A 20265-nucleotide genomic window follows, 5' to 3' on the forward strand; every position below is an offset into this window, starting at 1 on the left:
ACAACGTCGGTGAGGGATGACGTGAGCGACAACTCTGTAGTACTGCGGTACGGGGACGGCGAGTACAGCTACCCGGTGATCGAGGGCACCGTTGGTGACAACGGCTTCGACATCGGCAAGCTGCGGGCCCAGACCGGGCTGGTCACCCTGGACAGCGGTTACGGGAACACCGCGGCCTACAAGTCCGCGATTACGTTCCTCGACGGCGAGCAGGGGATTCTGCGCTACCGCGGCTACCCCATCGAGCAGATCGCCGAACGCGGGTCGTTCCTCGAGACGGCCTACCTGCTCATCAACGGTGAGCTGCCCACCGTCGACGAGCTCAGCTCCTTCAAGAGCGACATCACGCAGCACACGCTGCTGCACGAGGACGTCAAGCGGTTCTACGACGGCTTCCCGCGCGACGCGCACCCGATGGCGATGCTGTCCTCGGTGGTCAGCGCGCTGTCGACGTTCTACCAGGACAGCCACAACCCGTTCGACGAGAAGCAGCGCAACCTCTCGACGATCCGGCTGCTGGCCAAGCTGCCCACGATCGCCGCGTACGCGTACAAGAAGTCGGTCGGTCACCCGTTCGTCTACCCGCGTAACGACCTGGGCTATGTCGAGAACTTCCTGCGGATGACCTTCTCGGTCCCGGCGCAGGACTACGACCTGGACCCGGTCGTGGTGGCCGCGCTCGACAAGCTGCTGATCCTGCACGCGGACCACGAGCAGAACTGCTCGACCTCCACCGTCCGCCTGGTGGGCTCGTCGCAGGCGAACATGTTCGCCTCGATCTCGGCCGGCATCAACGCGCTGTGGGGCCCGCTGCACGGCGGCGCCAACCAGGCCGTGCTGGAGATGCTGGAGAGCATCAAGGCCTCCGGCGGCGACGTCGATTCCTTCATCCGCAAGGTGAAGGACAAGGAGGACGGCGTCAAGCTCATGGGCTTCGGCCACCGGGTCTACAAGAACTTCGACCCCCGGGCGAAGATCATCAAGGCTGCGGCGCACGACGTGCTCTCCGCGCTCGGCAAGTCCGACGAGCTGCTGGACATCGCGCTCAAGCTGGAGGAGCACGCGCTCAGCGACGACTACTTCGTCAGCCGCAAGCTCTACCCGAACGTGGACTTCTACACCGGTCTGATCTACCGGGCGATGGGCTTCCCGACGGAGATGTTCACCGTGCTGTTCGCGCTCGGCCGCCTGCCGGGCTGGATCGCCCAGTGGCACGAGATGATCAAGGAGCCGGGCTCCCGCATCGGCCGCCCGCGCCAGATCTACACCGGCGTGGACCTGCGCGACTACGTGCCGGTCGAGTCCCGCTGACCCGAGCGCGCCGACGCGTGCCCGATGACGCGGGCACGCACACGCGTCCGCCGCGGCCGGGCTGTCGCGGACCGTCCGCCGACGGGTGCCGCCGGCGGACGGTCCGCCGACGCGTGCTGCCGCCGAACGGCCGGAGAGCCGCCGCCTCGCGGCTCGTAAGACGTTCGCGGGCCCGGCAGAGATGAAACGAGCGCCCCGGGCCGGATCCCCCCACGGGTCCGGCGCGGGGCGCTCTGGGTCCCGGAAGCGGATCCCCCCACGGGTCCGTACCGGGCGTCTCAGTGCGCGCGGCCCACGGCCGCTCGCGCCATGCCGGGACGAAACAGTCCGGGAGGGCCGCTCAAGCTCTCCGGGCACTTCGCCCCGGCCACGCGGACACGCCGTCCCCCAAGACGGCTCGTCCTCGTCGTCACCGGGTCCGCCGGGAGCCCGGTGATCGTTCGGTTAGACCAACGACCCCCCTCCATGGTTACGTTGCCAAGAGTGTGATCTAGGTCTCCCTTGATCGGGCGCCGGACGCCGCCAAATCCCCACGGCATACGCCAGATGTACGACACCCGTCGATGCCGTTCGGTGGGACGGCACCCTGCGCCGGGGCCGCGAAGGTCATCGCGTAGCGTTAAACGCCCAGTCGGGAGCGGGTGTTGGGGCGGGCGGAACGTATGGCGCAGAACGAGACGGTCGGCATGGCGGGTGCGGTGGCGGGGGTGGACGGCGAGTCGTACCCGGCCGCCGAAGCCGCGTCCCCGTCGCACGACCGGGCCCCGGACGGCCCTCGTACGGTCGTGGTCACCGGTGGCGGTACGGGCATCGGCCGGGCGATCGCCGGACGGTTCGCGGCGGCCGGGGACGACGTGGTGATCGTCGGACGGCGCCGCGAGGTGCTGGCGTCCGCGGCGGCGGAGCTGACGGCGGCGCACGGCCGCGCGGTCTCGCCGGTCGTCTGCGACCTGGCCGACCCCGACGACGTCGAGACCGCGCTCGCCAGGCTGCCGCAGCGCATCGACGTCCTGGTCAACAACGCGGGCAGCCGCGAGGCCGCCGCGGGCCCGGGGCCGCACGCCGTGCTGGCCCGCTGGCGCGGCGACTTCGAGCGCAACGTGCTGACCGCCGTGCTGCTGACCGAGTCGGTACGCGACCGCCTCACCCCGGAGCGGGGCCGGGTCATCACGGTCACGTCGCTGGCCGCGCTGCGCGGCGGCGGGTCGTACGGCGCGTCGAAGGCCGCGCTGCACGCCTGGAACCACTCGCTGGCGGCGCAACTCGGCCCGCAGGGCGTGACCTGCAACATCGTCGCGCCGGGCACGGTCGCGGGAACGGAGTTCTTCGGCGCCCGGCTCAACGACGCCGAGCTGACCCGGCGGGCGGGACGCACGCTGGTCGGCCGGGTGGGCCGCCCGGCGGACGTCGCCGCCGCCGTGGTCTTCCTGGCGTCACCGGAGGCCGGGTTCATCACCGGCGAGATCCTCCAGTGCAACGGGGGCGAGCTCCTCGGCCGCTGACCGGCCCCGCGATGGCGGGTCAGGCGCGACCGGTGAGTTCGTAGCCCGCCTCGTCGATCGCGGCGCGCACGGCGTCGTCGGACGGTGCGGCGGTCGCGGTCACCGAGACCCGGCCGGCCTTGGCGTCGGCGGCGACGGAGACCACGCCGGGCAGCGCGGACAACTCCTCGCTCACCGCCTTCTCGCAGTGGCCGCAGCTCATGCCGGAGACGCTGTAGGCGACGGTGACGGTGTCGAGAGCCGGGGCGCTGGAGTCGTTGGCGGTCATGGGACGTCCTTAGGGAAGTGCGGTCGTAACTCCTTCACCATACCCCCTAGGGGTATCGGGCGCGGTGATCGGCGCCACGCCCGCGGCGTGTCGGAGCAGCCGTGCGGCCGCTACCCGATTGCCGACCCGATCCCCCTCTGTCACCGTCGAGGTGGGACGTTCCGGGCAGCGGACGGCCGTTGCGAGGCGCGGGCCCGCCGGATGCCGGAATGAAGGGCGGTGGTATGGGCGTTTCACCGTTCGTGTCCGTACTGGACTCGCTGGACTTCACGTCCACCCTTGCCCGGCACATGGCGGGCGACACGCTGTGGGCCTATCTGGCCCTGGCCGGCACCACCGCTCCGCCGCTGGTGCCGAACGCCGCGCTGCTGGTGACCGGTGGCGTGCTGGCCGCGCGCGGAAGGCTGGACATCACGTTCGTGCTGCTGGTGGTGGCGGGGTCCGCGCTCGCCGGGGACCTGCTCATCCACCGCGCCGGGCGCGCGCTCAGCGGGTCGCTGCTCGCCAGGGTCTATCGCGGCGGCCGCCGCCGTCAGCTCTTCGACTGGGCCGCCACCCGGATACAGCGGCATGGCGTCCCGTTCGTCGCGGGCTGCCGTTTCCTGCCCAGCGGGCGGCTGGTCGGTGGACTCGCCGCGGGCGTCGTCGGCTACCCGGCCCGCCGCTACCTCGTCGGCGCCTCGGTCGCCGAGGCGATCTGGGCCACGTACTCCGTCGGCATCGGCTACCTCGGCGGCCGGGCCACCGCCAACTCGCTCTACGCGCTCGGCCTGGGCCTCGGGGTGTCGGCGGCGGTCGCCACGGTGGGCTCTCTCGTGCAGGCCGTCGCCCGCCGCAGGGCGCGCACGGCGGCCCGTTCGGCCGACGCCCGTACGGCTGACGCTTCGACCTCCGGCGTACGACCTGCGCAGGGCGGTCCCGCCTGGCCCGTCGCGGGTCGCGCGGGGCAGACGGGACCGTGAGCCGGGCGCGCCGGCGTACTCAAAGGCGCGTCACGAATCGCGCCGCGACCGGTTGCCCGGCCTGCGCGCGCTCCACGTCCTGATGGTGTCCGCGTACCACCAGGGCTTCCCGCCCTCCACGACGTCCGGTTCCGGTAGCAGGCCATGCTTGCGATACGAGCGCACCGTGTCGATGCGCACGCGGATGTGAGCGGCGATCTGCGCGTAGGACCACAGGGTCCGGTCGGCCATCTCTCGCACCTCCCAGAAGGGCAGCGGCTGTCGATCAGTCACCCTGCGCCTTTCGGGTGGCACACACCGTCACCGCCCGGCCGCTGTTGATCACCTGTGACGGAGATCCGGCGTAACGGTGACATTTCCCGCCGGGCCCGAGCCGTCGCGGATCGCGAAGAGTGCCTACCAGTGCCGTCCCGTCGGCAACTCGTCGAGCCCCGGCCTGTTCAGGTGCAGCACGTCGTACGCGGTCGCCCCGGCCTCCGCGTCCTTCCCGGCGACGGCCGCCGCAGGGCCGTCCGTCCGCAGTGTGAAGCGGACCAGCTCCCAGCGGTACGGGTCGATGGCCAGGGTGACCGAGTGGGTGCCCGGCTCGGCCGCCCGCTCCCGCAGTACGGAGAGCTCGCGGTCCGCCAGCTCGGCGAGGTCCGCGCCCTCGGGCACCGCCTCCGTCTCCCGCACGGCGGCCGTCGGCACCGCCGCCCGGTCCGGTCCCGGCTCGTGGCCGACGCCCGTCCAGTGCCGTACCACCGGGCGGCCGAAGTCCCGAACGATGCCCTGGAACCCGCCGCCGCCCCACAGGAAGCGGTTCATGCCCGCGGTGTCGTGCCAGAGGTAGAAGGGCGCGTACGCGTTCACGGGCGAGCCGTCGGCGCGGTCGCGGACGAGGTAGGCCTTGAAGCCGAGCCCGGCGAAGCCGTCGAGCGCCGGTCCCCGGGACGCCACCCGGCGCCGGATGATCCCCATGTCGTAGTCGGCGGGCAGGGTGATCTCGTACTGCATGGCGTACACGGGTCCCCCTGAGGACGTGAATGGCACGAACGCGGACGCTGACCGGCGCGGCCCCTCCGGCGGGCGGTCCGTCAACGAGTGGCGCCGAGCAGGGCGAGGATCCCGGAGATCGCCCGGTCGAACGGTTCGGCCGAGGCCGAGGCGCGGGCCAGCACGTAGCCGCCCTGCAAGGTCGCCGCGATCGCCGCCGCGGTGTCGGCGGGGTCGAGACCAAGCGCGAACTCGCCGGCCGCCTGCCCCTCGGCGACCAGTGCGCTCAGCCGCTCCCGCAGCCAGGCGAACAACTCCTCCACAGGCCCGCGCAGTTCGGGACTCGCGACGACGTCGGGATCCATGGTGAGCCGTCCGACCGGGCAGCCGCGCAGCACGTCGCGCTCCCGGCGCAGGTAGGCCGTGACCCGTTCCCGCGCGGTCCCGGGCCCGGACAGCAGGGCGTCGACGGTCGCGCGCATCTCGTCCACCGTCCGGCGTTCCGCGGCCAGCGCGAGGTCGGGCTTGCCGGTGAAGTGGTGGTACATGCTGCCCTGCCCGGCCCCCGACCGCTGGAGGATCGCCTTGGGGCTCGTGCCCACGTAGCCGCGCTCCCAGAGGAGTTCGCGTGTGCTCTCGATCAGCCGGTCAGCGGTGTCCATGAGTCGACCGTACATACTAGTAGATACAGATTCAACCCCGGGGTCGCGCCGATGGGCGCCGTACGGGGCCTGGGTGTCGTACGGGACCGGGCTGATGGCGCGAGGAGCGCCGAGGGCGGGGCGCGGCGGCGCGCCAACTGCCGTGGAAGGCGAAGAAATTGCCGACCGGGGGGCCCGGTGTCGGTATCGACGGGCGGTGGTCGCGGCTGCGGGGAGCGGCCGTGGCCGTGCCGAGAACGGGGGCCGGGGCCTCGCCCGGGCCGAGCCTCGGTGGTGTACGCGGAAAGCCCCCTCGCGCGGGTTCGCGGAGGGGCTCGTGGGGGAATGGTGCGTGCCCCCGGCAGGACTCGAACCTGCGGCCAAGCGCTTAGAAGGCGCCTGCTCTATCCACTGAGCTACGGGGGCCGGGACGCGGCCGCGGCGCGGTCTGGGTCCTTGGCCCTGGGGGCTGGGGGCCGACCGGGCCTGAGGGCTCGGTGGGTCCTTGACCTTGCCGGGGACAAGGATAGAGCGCTGCGGACGCCATACCGGTTGCTTCACCTCCGTACCACGATGTGTAGGTTCGGTGAAGCGATCTGATAATCGCAGGGGAGTCCGAATCCCGCACCGCTTTTCGCGCCTTCCGAGCCGGGTGTTGTGCACTCGTTATGCCCGGGGCGCAAGCGACCCTCAGGCCACAGCTGGCTCACGGCGCTCAGCCGCACGGGTCCTGGTCCGTCCGCAGGCGGCGGGTGTGCTTCAAAACAACCTCAAATTCGGTCATTCTTCGCATGTGGCGATCCTCGACGTACGGCCCGAGTTGATTGACGCGTTGACGGTGTTGCGCGACCGAGTCGACGCCGCGCGCTTTCCTCTGGCGCTGCCGGGCGCGGCGCGAGCCCGCAGGACGCGGCGCGAGTTGCTCGACCAGCTCGACGACTACCTGATGCCCCGGTTGCGTTCGCCCGGGGCGCCGTTGCTCGCCGTCGTCGGCGGGTCGACCGGGGCGGGCAAGTCCACGCTGGTCAACTCGCTCGTCGGACGCCGGGTCAGCGAGGCCGGCGTACTGCGGCCGACGACCCGCACGCCGGTGCTGGTCTGCCACCCGCACGACCGGGAGTGGTTCGCCGACGCTCGCGTACTGCCGGGGCTGCCACGCGCTGACGCGGCCAACGCCACCGCCAGCGGTGACGACACCCCCTCGCCGGGCGAACGGCCCGCGCTGTGGCTGGAAGTCGCCGATTCGCTGCCACCCGGCATCGCGCTGCTGGACGCGCCCGACATCGACTCGCTCGTCGGCGCCAACCGCGAACTCGCCGCCGAGCTGCTGTGCGCCGCCGACATCTGGATCCTCGTGACCACCGCCTCCCGCTATGCCGACGCGCTGCCGTGGCACCTGCTGCGCTCCGCCAAGGAGTACGACGTGACGCTCGGCACCGTGCTCGACCGGGTGCCGCACCAGATCGCCGGCGAGGTCTCGGACCACTACGCGGCGCTCCTGGCGCGGGCGGGTCTGGGCGACGTACCCCGGTTCACCGTGCCGGAGTTGCCGGAATCGGCGGACGGCGGCGGGCTGCTGCCGCGCACCGCCGTCGCCCAACTCGCCGACTGGCTGCGGCACTGCGCCGAGGACCCGGCCGCCCGGCACGTCGCCGTACACCGGACCGCGGACGGCGTGCTGGACTCCCTGCGCACCCGGATGCCCGCGCTGGCCGGTGCGTCGGCCGCCCAACACGCCGCCGTCGTCCGCCTGTCGGGCCATGTCGCCGCCGCGTACACCGGCGCCGCCGACCTCGTCGCCGACGCCCTGCGGGACGGCGAGGTGCTGGCCGGGCAGGCGCAGGCGCTGTGGCGGGGGTATCCGGCGTGCGGCCCCGAGGCGTTGCAGGGCGCGCTCGCCGACGGGCTCGCGACGCTGCTGCGGACCGCGGTGGCGGCGGCGGACGAGACGGCGGCCGCGAGTTGGCGCCGGGACCGCGCGGGCTCGGCGGCGCCGCCGTACGACGCCGAACCGCGTGAGGTGGCGGCCCGCATCGCGCGGGCGGTGGAGCGCTGGCGTACCGCGCTCACCGATCTCGCGTACGAGGAGGTGCGTTTCGCCCGCGACGGGACGCGCGTCCCGGCGGACCCGGAGGACGTCGCCGCCCTGCTCGGCGCCGTGCTGCTGGGGGCCCGCCGGGCGGACGGGGCCGGGGAACGGCTGGCGCGACTGCTCGGCGCGCAGGCCGCCGTACGCATGCGGGACCGGGCGCGCCACGAACTCGATGCCGTGCTGGAGGAGTTGATGGACGCAGAGCGGGCCGCGCGGCTCGCGGCGCTGGACGCCCTCGACGTCGCGCCCGGCCAGCAGGCCGCGCTGATCAGCCAGTACTCGGTGCTGCGCAAGTGCTGGACGCGATCGCGGGAGCGGCGGGGGAGCGTGGAGACGATGAGCGGATTTTCGGACAAGTTGTACTGACAAGTGTCGTCATGTGTGGCAGGTCGGTCGATGAGCGAGATGCGCGAGGTGTGTGCCCGGTGACCACGACAGTCGAACCCGCACGACGGGGACCCTCCGGATCCGGGACGGGAGCGGGAGCGGGAGCCGGGCCGGGCGCGGAGGCCGGGGGCCGGACGGGTACGGAGGCCGGTACCGGGTTGGCTCGGCGCGACCCCCTGCAACGGCGTGTCGACGCGCTCGGCGAACTGCTCGGGCTCTCGCGCACCCGGGTCGAACCCGACGCGCTCGTGGCGGCCGGCGCGCTGCTCGACCGGGTCGCGGAGCGCCGCAGACTCTCCCTCGACCACACCGTCGTCGCGCTCGCGGGAGCGACCGGGAGCGGGAAGTCCTCACTGTTCAACGCGCTGACGGGGCTGGAGCTGTCCGAGGTGGGCGTGCGGCGGCCGACCACCGGCGAGCCGTTCGCCTGCGCCTGGGACCCGCGAGGCGCGGCGCCGCTGCTGGACCGGCTGGGCATCGCGCCGCACGCGCGGTTCGCCCGCCGCAGCCTGCTGGACGGCGTGCACACGCGCCCGGGCGGGTCGGACACCGGTCTCACCGGCCTCGTCCTGCTCGACCTGCCCGACCACGACTCCGCGACCGACGAGCACCGGCGGCAGGTGGACCGCGTGCTCGAACTCGTCGACGCCGTGGTGTGGGTGGTCGATCCGGAGAAGTACGCGGACGCCGCGCTGCACGAGCGCTACCTGCGGCCGCTGGCCGGACTCGCCGACGTGACGCTCGTCGTGCTCAACCAGGTGGACCGGCTGCCCACGGAGGCGGCCGAAGCGGTGCTGGACGATCTGCGGGGACTGCTGGACGAGGACGGCCTCGCGCTGGGCGAACACGGCGAGGCGGGCGCGGTGGTGCTGGCCACGTCCGCGCTCACCGGCGAGGGCGTCGCCGAACTGCGGGCCGCGCTGGGCGAGGTGGTCGCCGCCAGCGACGCCGCCGACCGCCGTCTGACCGCCGACCTGGACGACGTGACGGATCGGCTGCGGCCGGTGTACGTCGGGCACGGGGTGACGGGGCTGACGGACGCGGCACGGGAAGGGTTCGTCGCCCGGCTCGCCGACGCGGTGGGCGCCGAGGCGGTCGGCCGCACGACGGAACGCGCCTGGACGGACGCGGGCCGCAGGGCGTGCGGGGTCAGATGGGGGCGGATGAGGCGGCCGTTCAACGGGGGAGGGGCTTCCGGGGCGGCGTCGGGGACGGCGTCGGGAAGCGCGCATGGGGGCGCGGGTTCGGGCGGCCGGGGCGGGCGGCCTCGCGGAGAGCGCCTGGAGCTGCTGGAACGCCCGGAGCGGCTGGAACGCCTGAGCGCCGCACGACCGGTCGTGGCCGAGGCGACCCGCTCGCTGGCCGAGGCCGCCGCGCAGGGGCTGCCGCTGCCATGGGCCCACGCGGTCCACGACGCGGCACGGCGAGGCGAACGAGGGCTTCCTGAGGCGCTGGACGCGGCGATGGCGAAGGCGGACCCCGGCGCCGTGGCCGCTCCGCGCTGGTGGTCCGCCGTGGCCGTGACGCAATGGTGCCTGACGCTGTTGACGGCCGTGGCGGCGGTGGCCTTCGTGGCCGTCGCGGCGAGTACGTCGTCGGTGCCGCTGTGGGTGCCGGCGGGGCTGTGCGGCGTGGGCGCGGCGGGTGGCCCGCTCCTGTCGTGGACCTGCCGCTCCGTCAACCGCGCCCCGGCCCGCCGCCTCGGCCAGCAGGCGGAACGCGCCCTGCGCGACGCCGCGGCGGACTGCGGGAGAGCGCGAGTACTGGAGCCGGTGGCGGCGGAGTTGCTGCGGTATCAGGAGGTCCGCGACCAGTACGCGGTCGCCGCGCTGGGCACGACGGACGTCTGAGGCGGGGGTTTGCGGCGGGCGGGTGGGTGGCCCGGTCCCGGCCCCGGGCCCGTGGGGGCCGGGTAGCGGAGGCGTGAGCGGGAGGGCCCAGCAGCCGCGGCGTCGGCGGCGGCGGCGTGAGGCCGGGGGCGCGGCGGGCGTGCGTCGATCGCAGGGGCGTGGCGGGCGTGCGTCGATCGCGGAGGCGCGAGCCGGAGGCCCGGCAGCGGTGCCGCCGATGGCGGGGGCGCGGGCCGGAGGGCGGGCAGGCGTTCTTCCCGATCGCGGGGGCCAGGGGGCCTGGAGGGCGGGCAGCCGCAGCGTCGATGGCGGGGGCCGCAGGGCCTCAGGGCGAAGGGCCGGAGGCCCAGCAGCCTTGCCGCTGATGGCGGGGGCGTGGGACCGGAGGGCAGGCGGGCGTACCGCCGATCGCGTGGGCCACGGGCCCGGAGGGCTGTCAGCCGCAGCGTTGATGGAAGGGCCGCAAGGCCCCAAGGCGAAGAGCCGCAAAGCCGGAGGCCTGCAGCCGTGCCGCCGATCGCAGGGCCCTGAAGCCGCAGGTGGCAGGCGCTCCACCGCTCTCGTTCCCCCTCCCGGATGGCCAAGTTTTCCACAGATGTTGGCTCATCCCCAGAAATCGGCTGGTTCTCCCACCTCTTGCCAAATCGGCGCAAGCTGGTCCCAACGCGAAGGCAGAAGCAGCACCGGCACCGGCGCGGTCAGCCGGGCCGGAGTCGGCAGAAGTGGAGCGAGAAGCAACAACGGGCCAGAAGCACGAAGCAGGAGGCGCGAAGCAAGACACACAAGCAGGAAGCAAGACGCACGGCCACGAAGCGCGAAGCGCGATGCACGAAGCGCCATGCACGAAGCGGGAAGCGCAAAGCGCAAAGCGCCAAGCACGAAGCGCGAAGCACGACTCAAAAGCCAGAGACAAGAAGCAAAACGCATCCGAAGCAGCGACCGCGGCACCGTCGAAGTGCCGGAGGCCGCCGTGGAGGGGCCAGACCTGAGGGGGATCACCGCCATGGGCGAGACCTTGGTGACCATCGTCGGAAACGTCGCGACGCAGCCCGAGCTGAAGCAGACCTCGACCGGAGTGCCCGTCACCCGGTTCCGGCTGGCGACGACCGAACGCCGCTACGACCGTTCCGAAGAGCGTTGGAGCGACGGCCACACGTCGTTCTACACCGTGTGGGCGTGGCGCACGCTCGGCGAGAACGTCGCGGGATCCGTAGGCATCGGCGAACCGCTTGTCGTCCAAGGGCGACTGCGCGTGCACGAACGGGAGGACAAGGGGCAGAGTTTCGTGTCGGCCAGTATCGACGCCGTAGCCGTTGGCCACGACATGTCGAGGGGGACTTCCGCCTTCCGGCGGGTACTCAAAGCCCGTGCGGATCTGGTGGATCCGCTCCCCGATCCGTCACCGCCCGCCAAGGCGCAGGCCAAGTCCACGAAGGCCGACGCCCAGGAACCCCAACCGCCTGCCAAGGAACGGGAGTTGGTGCCGTCCTGATCGTCCGGAACGCGGGCGCATGCACCGGATCGGGAGTGCTGGCGGAGAATGCTGTTCTTCGCCAGCAGTTAGCCGGATAAAATCCCTGAGGGGCAATTTGCGGCGAGGGCCTGCGAATTCATCCCTTTTGGCGCGACGGAAGTCACCCAACGGATTTATCGATAATCCCGGAATCATGCGTGATTCAAATAACGATTCAGATTCGAATGGGTTCCCGGCTGTGATTACCGATGGTCATGGTGCGGCGGGTTCCTAGGATCCGTCAGGTAGCACGGGGGTCGGATCTGGAGGCGGAACGCCCCGCGGTCTGTCTCGCTCGGAGGGGAAATCCATGTTCACTGTACGGAGGCGGGCCGCCACCCGTCTTGCCGCGGCCGCTCTGGCCTCCGGCCTGGTCGCGGTCGGCGCGGTCACCGGTGCCGGGACCGCGTTCGCCGACCAGACCCCGCAGGCCGGCGGTGCCACGGGCACACTCGGCGGCCTCGTGGCGAAGGGCGCGGCGTACGTCCAGGGCGAGGGCGAGGTCGAGGCCGGCCTCTTCGACATGACGATCGACGGCGGCGGGCACCTCACCACCTACTGCATAGACATCCACCACCCGACCAGCGCGGGCGAGACGTACCAGGAGACCCCCTGGAGCGGCACCTCGCTGGCCACCAACTCCAACGCCGGCAAGATCCGCTGGATCCTCCAGAACTCCTACCCCCAGGTCGACGACCTCTCCAAGCTCGCCTCCGAAGCCGGCGTCGCCCACCTGACCAAGGACGAGGCCGCCGCCGGCACCCAGGTCGCCATCTGGCGCTACTCGGACAATGCCCAGGTCACGGCCGAGGACGCCAAGGCCCAGAAGTTGTCGAAGTGGCTGGACGCGCAGGCCCAGGACCTCTCCGAGCCGTCCGCGTCGCTGACCGTCGGCCCGCCCTCGGTCTCCGGCAAGGCCGGTACCGAGATCGGCCCGGTCACCGTCCACACCAACGCCGCCACGGCCCAGCTCAGCCTGGGCGCCGGGGCGCCCGCCGGTGTGAAGCTGGTCGACAGGAGCGGTCACGCGATCACCAGCGCGACCAACGGCACGCAGGTCTACTTCGACGTTCCGGCCGGTACCGCTCCGAGCAGCGCCGGCCTGACGGTGCAGGCCACCACGACCGTGCCGATCGGGCGGGCGTTCATCGGCGTCGGCCGGTCGGTGGGCAAGCAGACCCAGATCCTCGCGGGCTCTTCCGCCTCGACGGTCGCCGCCCAGGCCACCGCGAGCTGGGCGAAGCAGGGGGCGATACCGGCGGTCTCCGCGATGGTCGACTGCGCCAAGAGCGGCGTGGACGTCACGGCGACCGACCAGGGCGACGACGCGTTCACCTTCTCGCTGGCCGGCAAGACCTACACGATCCAGCCGGGCAAGTCGCAGACCATCACCGTCCCGGTGAAGGAGGGGCAGGCCTACTCCATCACCATCAGCGGTCCGAACGGCTTCAAGAAGACGTTCTCCGGTGTGCTGGACTGCAAGAACACCGGTGGCGGCGGCACCCCGAGCCCGGTCCCGTCGTCGAGCATCACCTCGTCGACCACCGGTGGGGGCACCAGCGGCACCAGCGGCGGCCTGGCCGAGACCGGTAGCAGCAGCGCCACCCCGATCATCGGCGGCATAGCGGTCGTGCTGGTCGTGGTGGGCGGCGGCACCGTCTTCTTCCTGCGCAAGCGCAAGGGCGGCGGCGCGGCCTGATCCGGCCCGGACGCAGGCCCCGGGCCGCCCCCTCCAGGGTGTACCGGGGCCTTCGCGTTATCGCGCGGCCGGAGGATGACGCTGGGTGACCGGCCCGGCCGGGGGCGGGACGCCGGTGGGGGCGGGGCCGGGCGCGGGTTTCCGTGCGGTGCGGGGCGTACGGCAAGATGGGTGTATCTGCCCATCCCCAGATCTGTCCGGACGGTTTCTCTTGGCTGAGTACATCTACACCATGCGCAAGGCCCGCAAGGCCCACGGCGACAAGGTGATCCTCGATGATGTCACGTTGAGCTTCCTGCCCGGAGCGAAGATCGGCGTCGTCGGCCCCAACGGCGCGGGAAAGTCGACCGTCCTGAAGATCATGGCCGGTCTGGAGCAGCCGTCCAACGGTGACGCGTTCCTCGCCCCCGGCTACTCGGTCGGCATGCTGCTGCAGGAGCCGCCGCTGGACGACTCCAAGACCGTGCTGGAGAACGTGCAGGACGGCGCCGCGGACACGATGGCCAAGCTCAAGCGGTTCAACGAGATCGCCGAGCAGATGGCCACCGACTACAGCGACGAGCTGCTGGAGGAGATGGGCAAGCTCCAGGAGCAGCTCGACCACGTCAACGGCTGGGACCTGGACGCGCAGCTGGAGCAGGCGATGGACGCGCTGGGCTGCCCGCCCGGCGACTGGCCGGTGACCAACCTCTCCGGTGGTGAGCGCCGCCGCGTCGCGCTGTGCAAGCTGCTGCTGGAGGCGCCCGACCTGCTGCTGCTCGACGAGCCCACCAACCACCTGGACGCCGAGTCCGTGCAGTGGCTGGAGCAGCACCTCGCCAAGTACGCCGGCACCGTCGTCGCCGTCACCCACGACCGGTACTTCCTGGACAACGTCGCCCAGTGGATCCTGGAGCTGGACCGCGGCCGGGCGCTGCCGTACGAGGGCAACTACTCCACCTACCTGGAGAACAAGGCCGCCCGTCTGAAGGTCGAGGGCCAAAAAGACGCCAAGCGGCAGAAGCGCCTCAAGGAAGAGCTGGAGTGGGTGCGCTCCAACGCCAAGGGGCGGCAGGCCAAGTCCAAGGCGCGTCTGGCGCGTTACGAGGAGATGGCCGCCGAGGCGGACAAGATGCGCAAGCTGGACTTCGAGGAGATCCAGATCCCGCCGGGCCCGCGGCTGGGCAACGTCGTGGTCGAGGTGAGCAACCTGTCCAAGGCGTTCGGCGAGAAGGTCCTCATCGACGACCTGTCCTTCACCCTCCCGCGCAACGGCATCGTCGGCGTGATCGGCCCCAACGGCGCCGGCAAGACCACGCTGTTCAAGATGATCCAGGGCCTGGAGACCCCGGACTCCGGCGAGATCAAGGTCGGCGACACCGTCAAGATCTCCTACGTCGACCAGGGCCGCGCCAACATCGACCCGAAGAAGACGCTGTGGGCCGTCGTCTCCGACGAGCTGGACTACATCAACGTCGGCCAGGTCGAGATGCCGTCGCGCGCCTACGTCTCGGCGTTCGGCTTCAAGGGCCCGGACCAGCAGAAGCCGGCCGGCGTGCTGTCCGGCGGTGAGCGCAACCGCCTCAACCTCGCGCTCACCCTCAAGCAGGGCGGCAACCTGCTGCTCCTCGACGAGCCGACCAACGACCTCGACGTCGAGACCCTCTCGTCGCTGGAGAACGCGCTGCTGGACTTCCCCGGCTGCGCCGTGGTCGTCTCCCACGACCGCTGGTTCCTCGACCGGGTCGCCACCCACATCCTCGCCTACGAGGGCGACTCCAAGTGGTTCTGGTTCGAGGGCAACTTCGAGTCGTACGAGAAGAACAAGGTCGAGCGCCTCGGTGCCGACGCCGCGCGTCCGCACCGGGCCACCTACAAGAAGCTCACCCGGGGCTGAGGACGCGATGGCACGCCACATCTACCGCTGCCCGCTGCGGTGGTCGGACATGGACGCCTTCGGCCACGTCAACAACGCCGTCTTCCTGCGGTACCTGGAGGAGGCGCGCATCGACCTGACGTTCCGGCGGGCGCCCGGCGAGGGGCGCGGGTCGTTCGCGGGCGGCTCGGTGGTCGCCCGGCACGAGATCGACTACCTGCGCCCGCTGGTGCACTCCTACGAGCCGGTGACCATCGAGACGTGGGTGACGCGGATGACCGCCGCGTCGGTGACCTACGCCTACGAGATCAAGGACGCCGAGCAGGTGTACGTGCGGGCCAGGACGGTCGTCGTGCCCTACGACCTGACCGAGGGCCGGCCGCGCCGCCTCACGCCGGAGGAGCGGGAGTTCCTCGAGGGCTACCGGGACGACGAGTGCGCCGGGCCCGACAGCGGTGAGCGCGCGCCGGAGGAGGCCGTGGCGGTATGACCGTGCTCCGGCTGGCCGACGCCGGGGAGGCGGCGGACCTCGCCGCCTTCCTCGGCAGGCTGGTCCGCTGGGACAAGGCCGCGGTGGTGCGCCTGCGGGGGCCGGGGGCGACGCTCGCGGTCTTCGGGCGGCCACCGTTCGGCGAGGTGCTGGCCGTGCGGGCCTACGCGTTCGCCGGGCCCGGAGCGGTCGACGCGACCGTCTCCGCCGGTCAACTCCTGGACGGCGTCGAGGAGTCGGCGGGCGCGGTGGCCGTTCCGCCCGGGGTGACCGGACCGTCGTGGGCCGGCTTGCTGCCGCCGCGCGGCGGCTGGCGCCGGGTCGCCGGCCTCGACCCCGAGGCGCTGCGCCAGCGGGCGCTTGAGGTTGTCGCGGAGTTCAGGACGCGCACCGAGGCGCTGGCGCCGCGGGAGCGGACACGCGCCGGACTGGACGCGCTGGCCGAGGAGATCTGGTCGCGCGGGTACGCGGGCACGCCGCTGCCGTTGCGGGCCGTGCACGCGGCGTACGCGCTGGGCCTGTTGCGCCCGGTGCGCGCCGCGGTCGCCGCCGGGGCCACGGGGGCCCAGGAGGCCGCCGGGCAGGACGAGGGGGTGGCGCTGTTCGCCTCGTGGCCGTGGCTGCGGCTGCGCACTGCGTACGGCTCGATCGTGGTGCGGGCGGGCGGGCCCGGCGTCGGTCTCACCGTCAGCCCGCTCTAGCGGCAGGCCGCCGGGCGCCCTCAGTCCGCGGTGTTGATCATCGAGTTGGCGGCGTACACCAGGTAGTCCCACAACTGCCGCTCGTACTCGGGCGCGAGGTCCAGCTCGTCCACCGCGACCCGCATGTGGCGCAGCCAGGCGTCGTGCGCCGCGCGGTCCACCCGGAACGGGACGTGGCGCATGCGCAGCCGGGGGTGGCCGCGGTTGTCGCTGTAGGTGCGCGGGCCGCCCCAGTACTGCATCAGGAAGAGCGTGAGGCGCTCCTCGGCGGGTCCGAGGTCCTCCTCCGGGTACATCGGCCGCAGCACCGGGTCCTGCGCGACCCCCTCGTAGAAGCGGTGCACGAGCCGCCGGAAGACGGGCTCTCCGCCGACCGCCTCGAAGAACGTCTGCTGCTGCACCGTGCCGCGCGGGATCTCATTCACCCGTCCATGGTGTCAGACGAAGGCGTCCGGTGACTTGGGCCGCCGCTGGATCAGGCCGCACGATGGAGGGGTGAGGACCGATCGCTGGGCGCACACCGCCGACGCGCTGCGGACCCGGCTGGTGCGCCGGATCACCGACTCGGGGCGGCTGGCCGACCCGGCCTGGCGAGCGGCGTTCGAGGCGGTCCCGCGCCACCTGTTCGTGCCGTGCTACTTCCGCCCGCTGCCCGGCGGTGCCGGATACGACCGGCTCGCGGCGGACGACCCCGACGCGCGGCGCAGGACGCGCTGGCTGGCCGGGGCGTACGAGGACGCGCCGCTGGTGACGCGGGTGAGCGGGGGCAGGCTGGTCTCCTCCAGCAGTCAGCCGTCGCTGATGGCGATGATGCTGGAGGCGCTGGAGGTGCGAGAGGGGCACCGGGTGCTGGAGATCGGTGCGGGCACCGGCTACAACGCCGCGCTGCTCGCGCACCGCCTCGGGCCGGAGGCGGTCACCACCGTGGACCTCGACCCGGAGATCACCGACGCCGCGCGCGAGCACCTGGCGGCGGCGGGCTTCGTCCCCCGCCCCGACGGCCCCGGCACGGTGGCCGTGGTGACCGGCGACGGCGCGCTCGGCTGCCCCGAACGCGGCCCCTACGACCGGATCATCGCCACCTGCGAACTCGCCGCGGTCCCGGCGCCGTGGACCCGGCAGTGCGCGCCGGGCGGCGTGGTGCTCGCGCCGCTGGCGAGCGGACTGATCGCGCTGCGGGTGGCGGGGAGGGGGCGGGCGTGGGGCCGCTTCCTGGACACGCCCGCGTGCTTCGTGGCGCTGCGCGGGCCCGGTGCGCACGTGCCGCCGCCGGTCGTGCTCGGCGACGGCGAGCGGGTGCGGCGGACCGGGACGCCGCCCGCGGTGCTGGACGACGACTCCTTCCGCTTCCTGCTGACGCTGGCCGTGGGAGAGCTGGACGTCAACTGGGCCTACGGGGGCCGGGGCGTCGCGCTGAGCGCGGGCGACGGGGCGACCGCGCGGGCCGACCGGGACGGCACCGTCCACCTGGCCGGACCGTACGACCTGTGGACCGAGGTGGAGCGCTGCCACGCGCTGTGGCGGGAGGCCGGGATGCCGGGCCGGGAGCGGTTCGGGCTGACGGTGGAGGGGGACCGGCAGTGGGCGTGGCTGGACGACCCGGACGGCCCGCACACCTGGGAGCTGACCGGGCGCGGCTGAGTCCCGGCACGCCCCCGGATGCCGTAGGTCGCTCGTCCGAAATCCTTATTCTCTGTCCGTTGTGTGGAGATTTGAAGGGGAAATGGCGCTTCGCGTCCGTACGCTCCGTCCGACCACCCTTGAGGTGGCCGCCACACGAGAGCAAGGGAACCGATCATGCGCGCTGTTCGCTTCTTCGGCGTCGGCATCGCCGCCCTCGGCATCGCCGCGACCGCCGCCGCGCCGGTCGCGGCCGAGCCGGGCAGGCCCCAGGCCAACGTCTTCATCGCCCAGGTCCGCTACCTCTCCCCGCCCGGCACCGGCGTCAACGGGGAGTACGTGAAGCTCACCAACGGCCACAACTACAACATCAACCTGGCGAACTGGACGCTCCACGAGCGTGTGCACAACCGCACCTACCGCCTTCCTTCGCACTGGCTGGGCCCCGACGACTCGGTGTGGATCTACTCCGGCCACGGCCGCAACGGCGGAGCCAACCTCTTCTGGGGCTCGAACACCACGGTCTGGGACAACAACGCCGACACCGCGACCGTCCGCAACGGCCGCAACACCACCATCGACACCTGCTCCTGGCGGACGAAGGGTCCGGGGTTCACCAACTGCCCGTAGCCGTTCGTGGGGAAGCGCCGCCGCGAGGGTGCCACGTGGAGGGGTGACCGGACCGGCCGGTCACCTCCGGCCGTGTCACTCCCGGCGTGCCCGCGTCAGTCGCGGCGCAGCGTGATCGTCGTCCAGGCGCCCACGTGCACGCGGTCGCCGTCGGCCAGGTCGACCGGCTGGTAGGGCGCGATGGGGTCGGCGGCGCCGTTGACCGTGGTGCCGTTGGTCGAACTCTGGTCCACCACCGACCAGCCGCCGTCCGGCCTGCGCACCAGCACCGCGTGCCGGTGCGAGACGCCCGGGTCCTCCGGCGGGCGCGACAGGTCGATCTCGGGGGCCTCGCCGGTGCTGTTGCGGCGCCGCCCGATCGCCACCTGCTGCCCGGTGAGGGCGACGCGCAGCTCGGGGGAGTAGGACGGGAAGTACAGGCCCTCGCCCTCCGGACCGCTGCGGGCCATCATCGCCGTGAAGTACGCGCGGTCGGGGGCCACCACCGCGGTCCAGGCCGGCGGCGCCGACGGCTCGGCCGCGGGGGCGGCGGGCTTGCGGCCCGCGCCGGGCGGCGGGAGCAGGAAGTCACCGTCGTCGGCGCCCTCGGCGGCGGAGGAGGTCGTGGCCGCCCGCGCCAGGCTCTCGCCGGTGATCGTGGCGTCCTCCGGGAGCGGTTCCGCGGTGCGGTTGGTCTGCGACGGCCGCGAGGTGGTCCGCTCGTACAGGGGAGAAAAGCCGCCGCCGGGGAAGGTCGCGCCCTGAAACCGCGGCGGGGGCGTCGTGGCGCCGGCCGCACCCGCGCTCGCCGCGCCCGCGTCGGGGAAGTGGTGGCTGCACTCCTCGCAGAACGCCGCCCGCTCCTCGCGCGGGGTGCCGCAGCGCGGGCAGGGCTCGGCGGCGGCCGGGGCGCCGGAGGGCGTCGGGTCGAGGACGGGCAGCGGCTCCGTGGGAGGCAGCGGTGCCGGGGTGGCCGCGCCGGGTATGGGCCGGCCGCACACCTCGCACCACTGGGCGTTCCGTGACGCGTGACCGCCAGGACAAGTCGCCATGTCGATGTATCCCCTCCGGACGCGCGGGCGGGCTCCCGCCGCCCACCTACTTCCTGACGCGGACCGTCACGACCGACCGCGTCGGCGCGCCCGGCCCGCCGGTGTCCGCGACCTCGCGCCTCAGTCGCACAGTACCGTCCGCCGCTCGGCCCTCGTCACCCCCGCCGTCCACCGTGGCCGGCGGCTTCGCGGTCCGCTCCGCGTCTGGCCGGGCCCCGGCCCACACCGCCCGCACCAGCGCCTGGCACAGGACGTGCGGCGTGCCGTCAGGATCGGGCGACGGCGCCAGCAGCGACAGGCGGGCCGCCAGCATCTCCTGCCCCGCTCCGGCGGGCGGCACCCGCACCTGGAGGTCGTAGGCCCTGGCCCCGGAGTCCCAGCGGCCGAGCGGGTAGTCGCCGGTGCGCGGCCCGGTCTCCTCGCGGCGGCCGGTCAGGTCGTCGGGCACGGGCGCCACTTGGCGCAGCCACCGCACCCGCGCGCCGCGCGGCGTCCACAACCGCAGCGCGAGACCGCCGAGCCCGGGCCCGTCGCCTCCCTCGTCGCGTGACGACACCGTCACGACCGCGTGGACGTCCCCGCCGCCCTCCGGCAGGTACGCGTCCTGCCGGACCTCCGCGGTGAAACGCGGAGTCTCCGCTTCGGCACGGCCGTTCATCCGTCAAGCACTCCCCCCGGAGAGGACGGGCGCCCCCGCCCGTCCGCCCGTGCGCGCCGCCTGCACCCCCGCATCCCTCG

Annotated in this window: 19 protein-coding genes and 1 tRNA gene; 12 read left to right on the forward strand and 8 right to left on the reverse strand. The window is 72.9% G+C overall.

Annotation, left to right across the window (positions count from 1 at the left end; genetic code table 11):
• Positions 1-21: 21 nt before the first annotated feature.
• Positions 22-1311 carry a citrate synthase gene (locus CK485_RS04775; RefSeq protein WP_109447218.1) on the forward strand — a complete coding sequence of 430 codons (1290 nt, stop codon included), beginning with the start codon at positions 22-24 and terminating at the stop codon, positions 1309-1311.
• A 662-nt stretch (positions 1312-1973) separates the two neighbouring features.
• A complete protein-coding gene (locus tag CK485_RS04780) occupies positions 1974-2813 on the forward strand; it encodes an SDR family oxidoreductase (RefSeq protein WP_241968130.1) in 840 nt (279 codons plus the stop codon).
• 19 nt (positions 2814-2832) lie between these two features.
• On the opposite strand, the gene CK485_RS04785 is transcribed toward CK485_RS04780, so the two are convergent.
• Positions 2833-3081 carry a heavy-metal-associated domain-containing protein gene (locus tag CK485_RS04785; protein ID WP_109447219.1) on the reverse strand — a complete coding sequence of 83 codons (249 nt, stop codon included), beginning with the start codon at positions 3079-3081 and terminating at the stop codon, positions 2833-2835.
• Positions 3082-3305: 224 nt separating this feature from the next.
• On the opposite strand from CK485_RS04785, the gene CK485_RS04790 reads away from it, so the two are divergent.
• Positions 3306-4043 (forward strand): VTT domain-containing protein, encoded by a 738-nt coding sequence (locus CK485_RS04790; protein WP_109447221.1) that lies wholly within the window; start codon positions 3306-3308, stop codon positions 4041-4043.
• A gap of 30 nt (positions 4044-4073) precedes the next feature.
• Here CK485_RS04790 and CK485_RS04795 read toward each other — a convergent pair whose 3' ends face one another.
• The 4 genes from CK485_RS04795 to CK485_RS04810 form a co-directional block, all read right to left on the reverse strand.
• Positions 4074-4274: a MarR family transcriptional regulator gene (locus tag CK485_RS04795; RefSeq protein WP_109447223.1), complete on the reverse strand. Its 201-nt coding sequence runs from the start codon at positions 4272-4274 to the stop codon at positions 4074-4076.
• Positions 4275-4439: 165 nt separating this feature from the next.
• On the reverse strand, positions 4440-5048 hold the full coding sequence (locus CK485_RS04800; protein ID WP_109447225.1) for a DUF4865 family protein: 609 nt from the start codon (positions 5046-5048) through the stop codon (positions 4440-4442).
• 71 nt (positions 5049-5119) lie between these two features.
• A complete protein-coding gene (locus CK485_RS04805; RefSeq protein WP_158288158.1) occupies positions 5120-5680 on the reverse strand; it encodes a TetR/AcrR family transcriptional regulator in 561 nt (186 codons plus the stop codon).
• Between the two features lie 332 nt (positions 5681-6012).
• Positions 6013-6085 (reverse strand) — tRNA-Arg (locus tag CK485_RS04810).
• A 367-nt stretch (positions 6086-6452) separates the two neighbouring features.
• Here CK485_RS04810 and CK485_RS04815 point away from each other — a divergent pair.
• From CK485_RS04815 to CK485_RS04845, 7 genes are all read left to right on the forward strand, one after another.
• Complete coding sequence (locus CK485_RS04815; RefSeq protein WP_109447229.1) at positions 6453-8117, forward strand: dynamin family protein; 1665 nt, start codon at positions 6453-6455, stop codon at positions 8115-8117.
• 179 nt (positions 8118-8296) lie between these two features.
• Positions 8297-9988 (forward strand): GTPase, encoded by a 1692-nt coding sequence (locus CK485_RS04820; RefSeq protein WP_241968131.1) that lies wholly within the window; start codon positions 8297-8299, stop codon positions 9986-9988.
• An 838-nt stretch (positions 9989-10826) separates the two neighbouring features.
• Positions 10827-11480, forward strand: coding sequence for a single-stranded DNA-binding protein (ssb, locus tag CK485_RS04825; protein ID WP_241968132.1), 654 nt, complete (start codon positions 10827-10829; stop codon positions 11478-11480).
• Between the two features lie 331 nt (positions 11481-11811).
• Positions 11812-13200 (forward strand): Cys-Gln thioester bond-forming surface protein, encoded by a 1389-nt coding sequence (locus CK485_RS04830; protein WP_109447235.1) that lies wholly within the window; start codon positions 11812-11814, stop codon positions 13198-13200.
• A 211-nt stretch (positions 13201-13411) separates the two neighbouring features.
• Positions 13412-15076 carry an energy-dependent translational throttle protein EttA gene (gene ettA, locus CK485_RS04835; RefSeq protein ID WP_109447237.1) on the forward strand — a complete coding sequence of 555 codons (1665 nt, stop codon included), beginning with the start codon at positions 13412-13414 and terminating at the stop codon, positions 15074-15076.
• A gap of 7 nt (positions 15077-15083) precedes the next feature.
• On the forward strand, positions 15084-15545 hold the full coding sequence (locus tag CK485_RS04840; protein WP_109447239.1) for a thioesterase family protein: 462 nt from the start codon (positions 15084-15086) through the stop codon (positions 15543-15545).
• Entirely contained in the window at positions 15542-16246 is a 705-nt protein-coding gene (locus CK485_RS04845) for a hypothetical protein (RefSeq protein ID WP_109447241.1), read from the forward strand. The genes CK485_RS04840 and CK485_RS04845 overlap by 4 nt, the downstream gene beginning before the upstream one ends.
• Positions 16247-16266: 20 nt before the next feature.
• On the opposite strand, the gene CK485_RS04850 is transcribed toward CK485_RS04845, so the two are convergent.
• Positions 16267-16671, reverse strand: coding sequence for a globin (locus CK485_RS04850; protein WP_109447243.1), 405 nt, complete (start codon positions 16669-16671; stop codon positions 16267-16269).
• Between the two features lie 70 nt (positions 16672-16741).
• Between CK485_RS04850 and CK485_RS04855 the strand changes: the two genes are divergently transcribed.
• Both CK485_RS04855 and CK485_RS04860 read left to right on the forward strand, forming a co-directional pair.
• Entirely contained in the window at positions 16742-17887 is a 1146-nt protein-coding gene (locus tag CK485_RS04855; RefSeq protein ID WP_241968133.1) for a methyltransferase domain-containing protein, read from the forward strand.
• A gap of 156 nt (positions 17888-18043) precedes the next feature.
• A complete protein-coding gene (locus CK485_RS04860; protein WP_109447245.1) occupies positions 18044-18496 on the forward strand; it encodes a lamin tail domain-containing protein in 453 nt (150 codons plus the stop codon).
• Positions 18497-18591: 95 nt separating this feature from the next.
• Here the strand turns inward: CK485_RS04860 and CK485_RS04865 are convergent, their stop codons facing one another.
• Both CK485_RS04865 and CK485_RS04870 read right to left on the reverse strand, forming a co-directional pair.
• Positions 18592-19527: an FHA domain-containing protein gene (locus CK485_RS04865; protein ID WP_109447247.1), complete on the reverse strand. Its 936-nt coding sequence runs from the start codon at positions 19525-19527 to the stop codon at positions 18592-18594.
• 46 nt (positions 19528-19573) lie between these two features.
• On the reverse strand, positions 19574-20185 hold the full coding sequence (locus CK485_RS04870; RefSeq protein ID WP_109447249.1) for a hypothetical protein: 612 nt from the start codon (positions 20183-20185) through the stop codon (positions 19574-19576).
• Positions 20186-20265: the final 80 nt, after the last annotated feature.

Source organism: Streptomyces sp. ICBB 8177 (assembly GCF_003144095.1).
GTDB lineage: Bacteria > Actinomycetota > Actinomycetes > Streptomycetales > Streptomycetaceae > Streptantibioticus_D.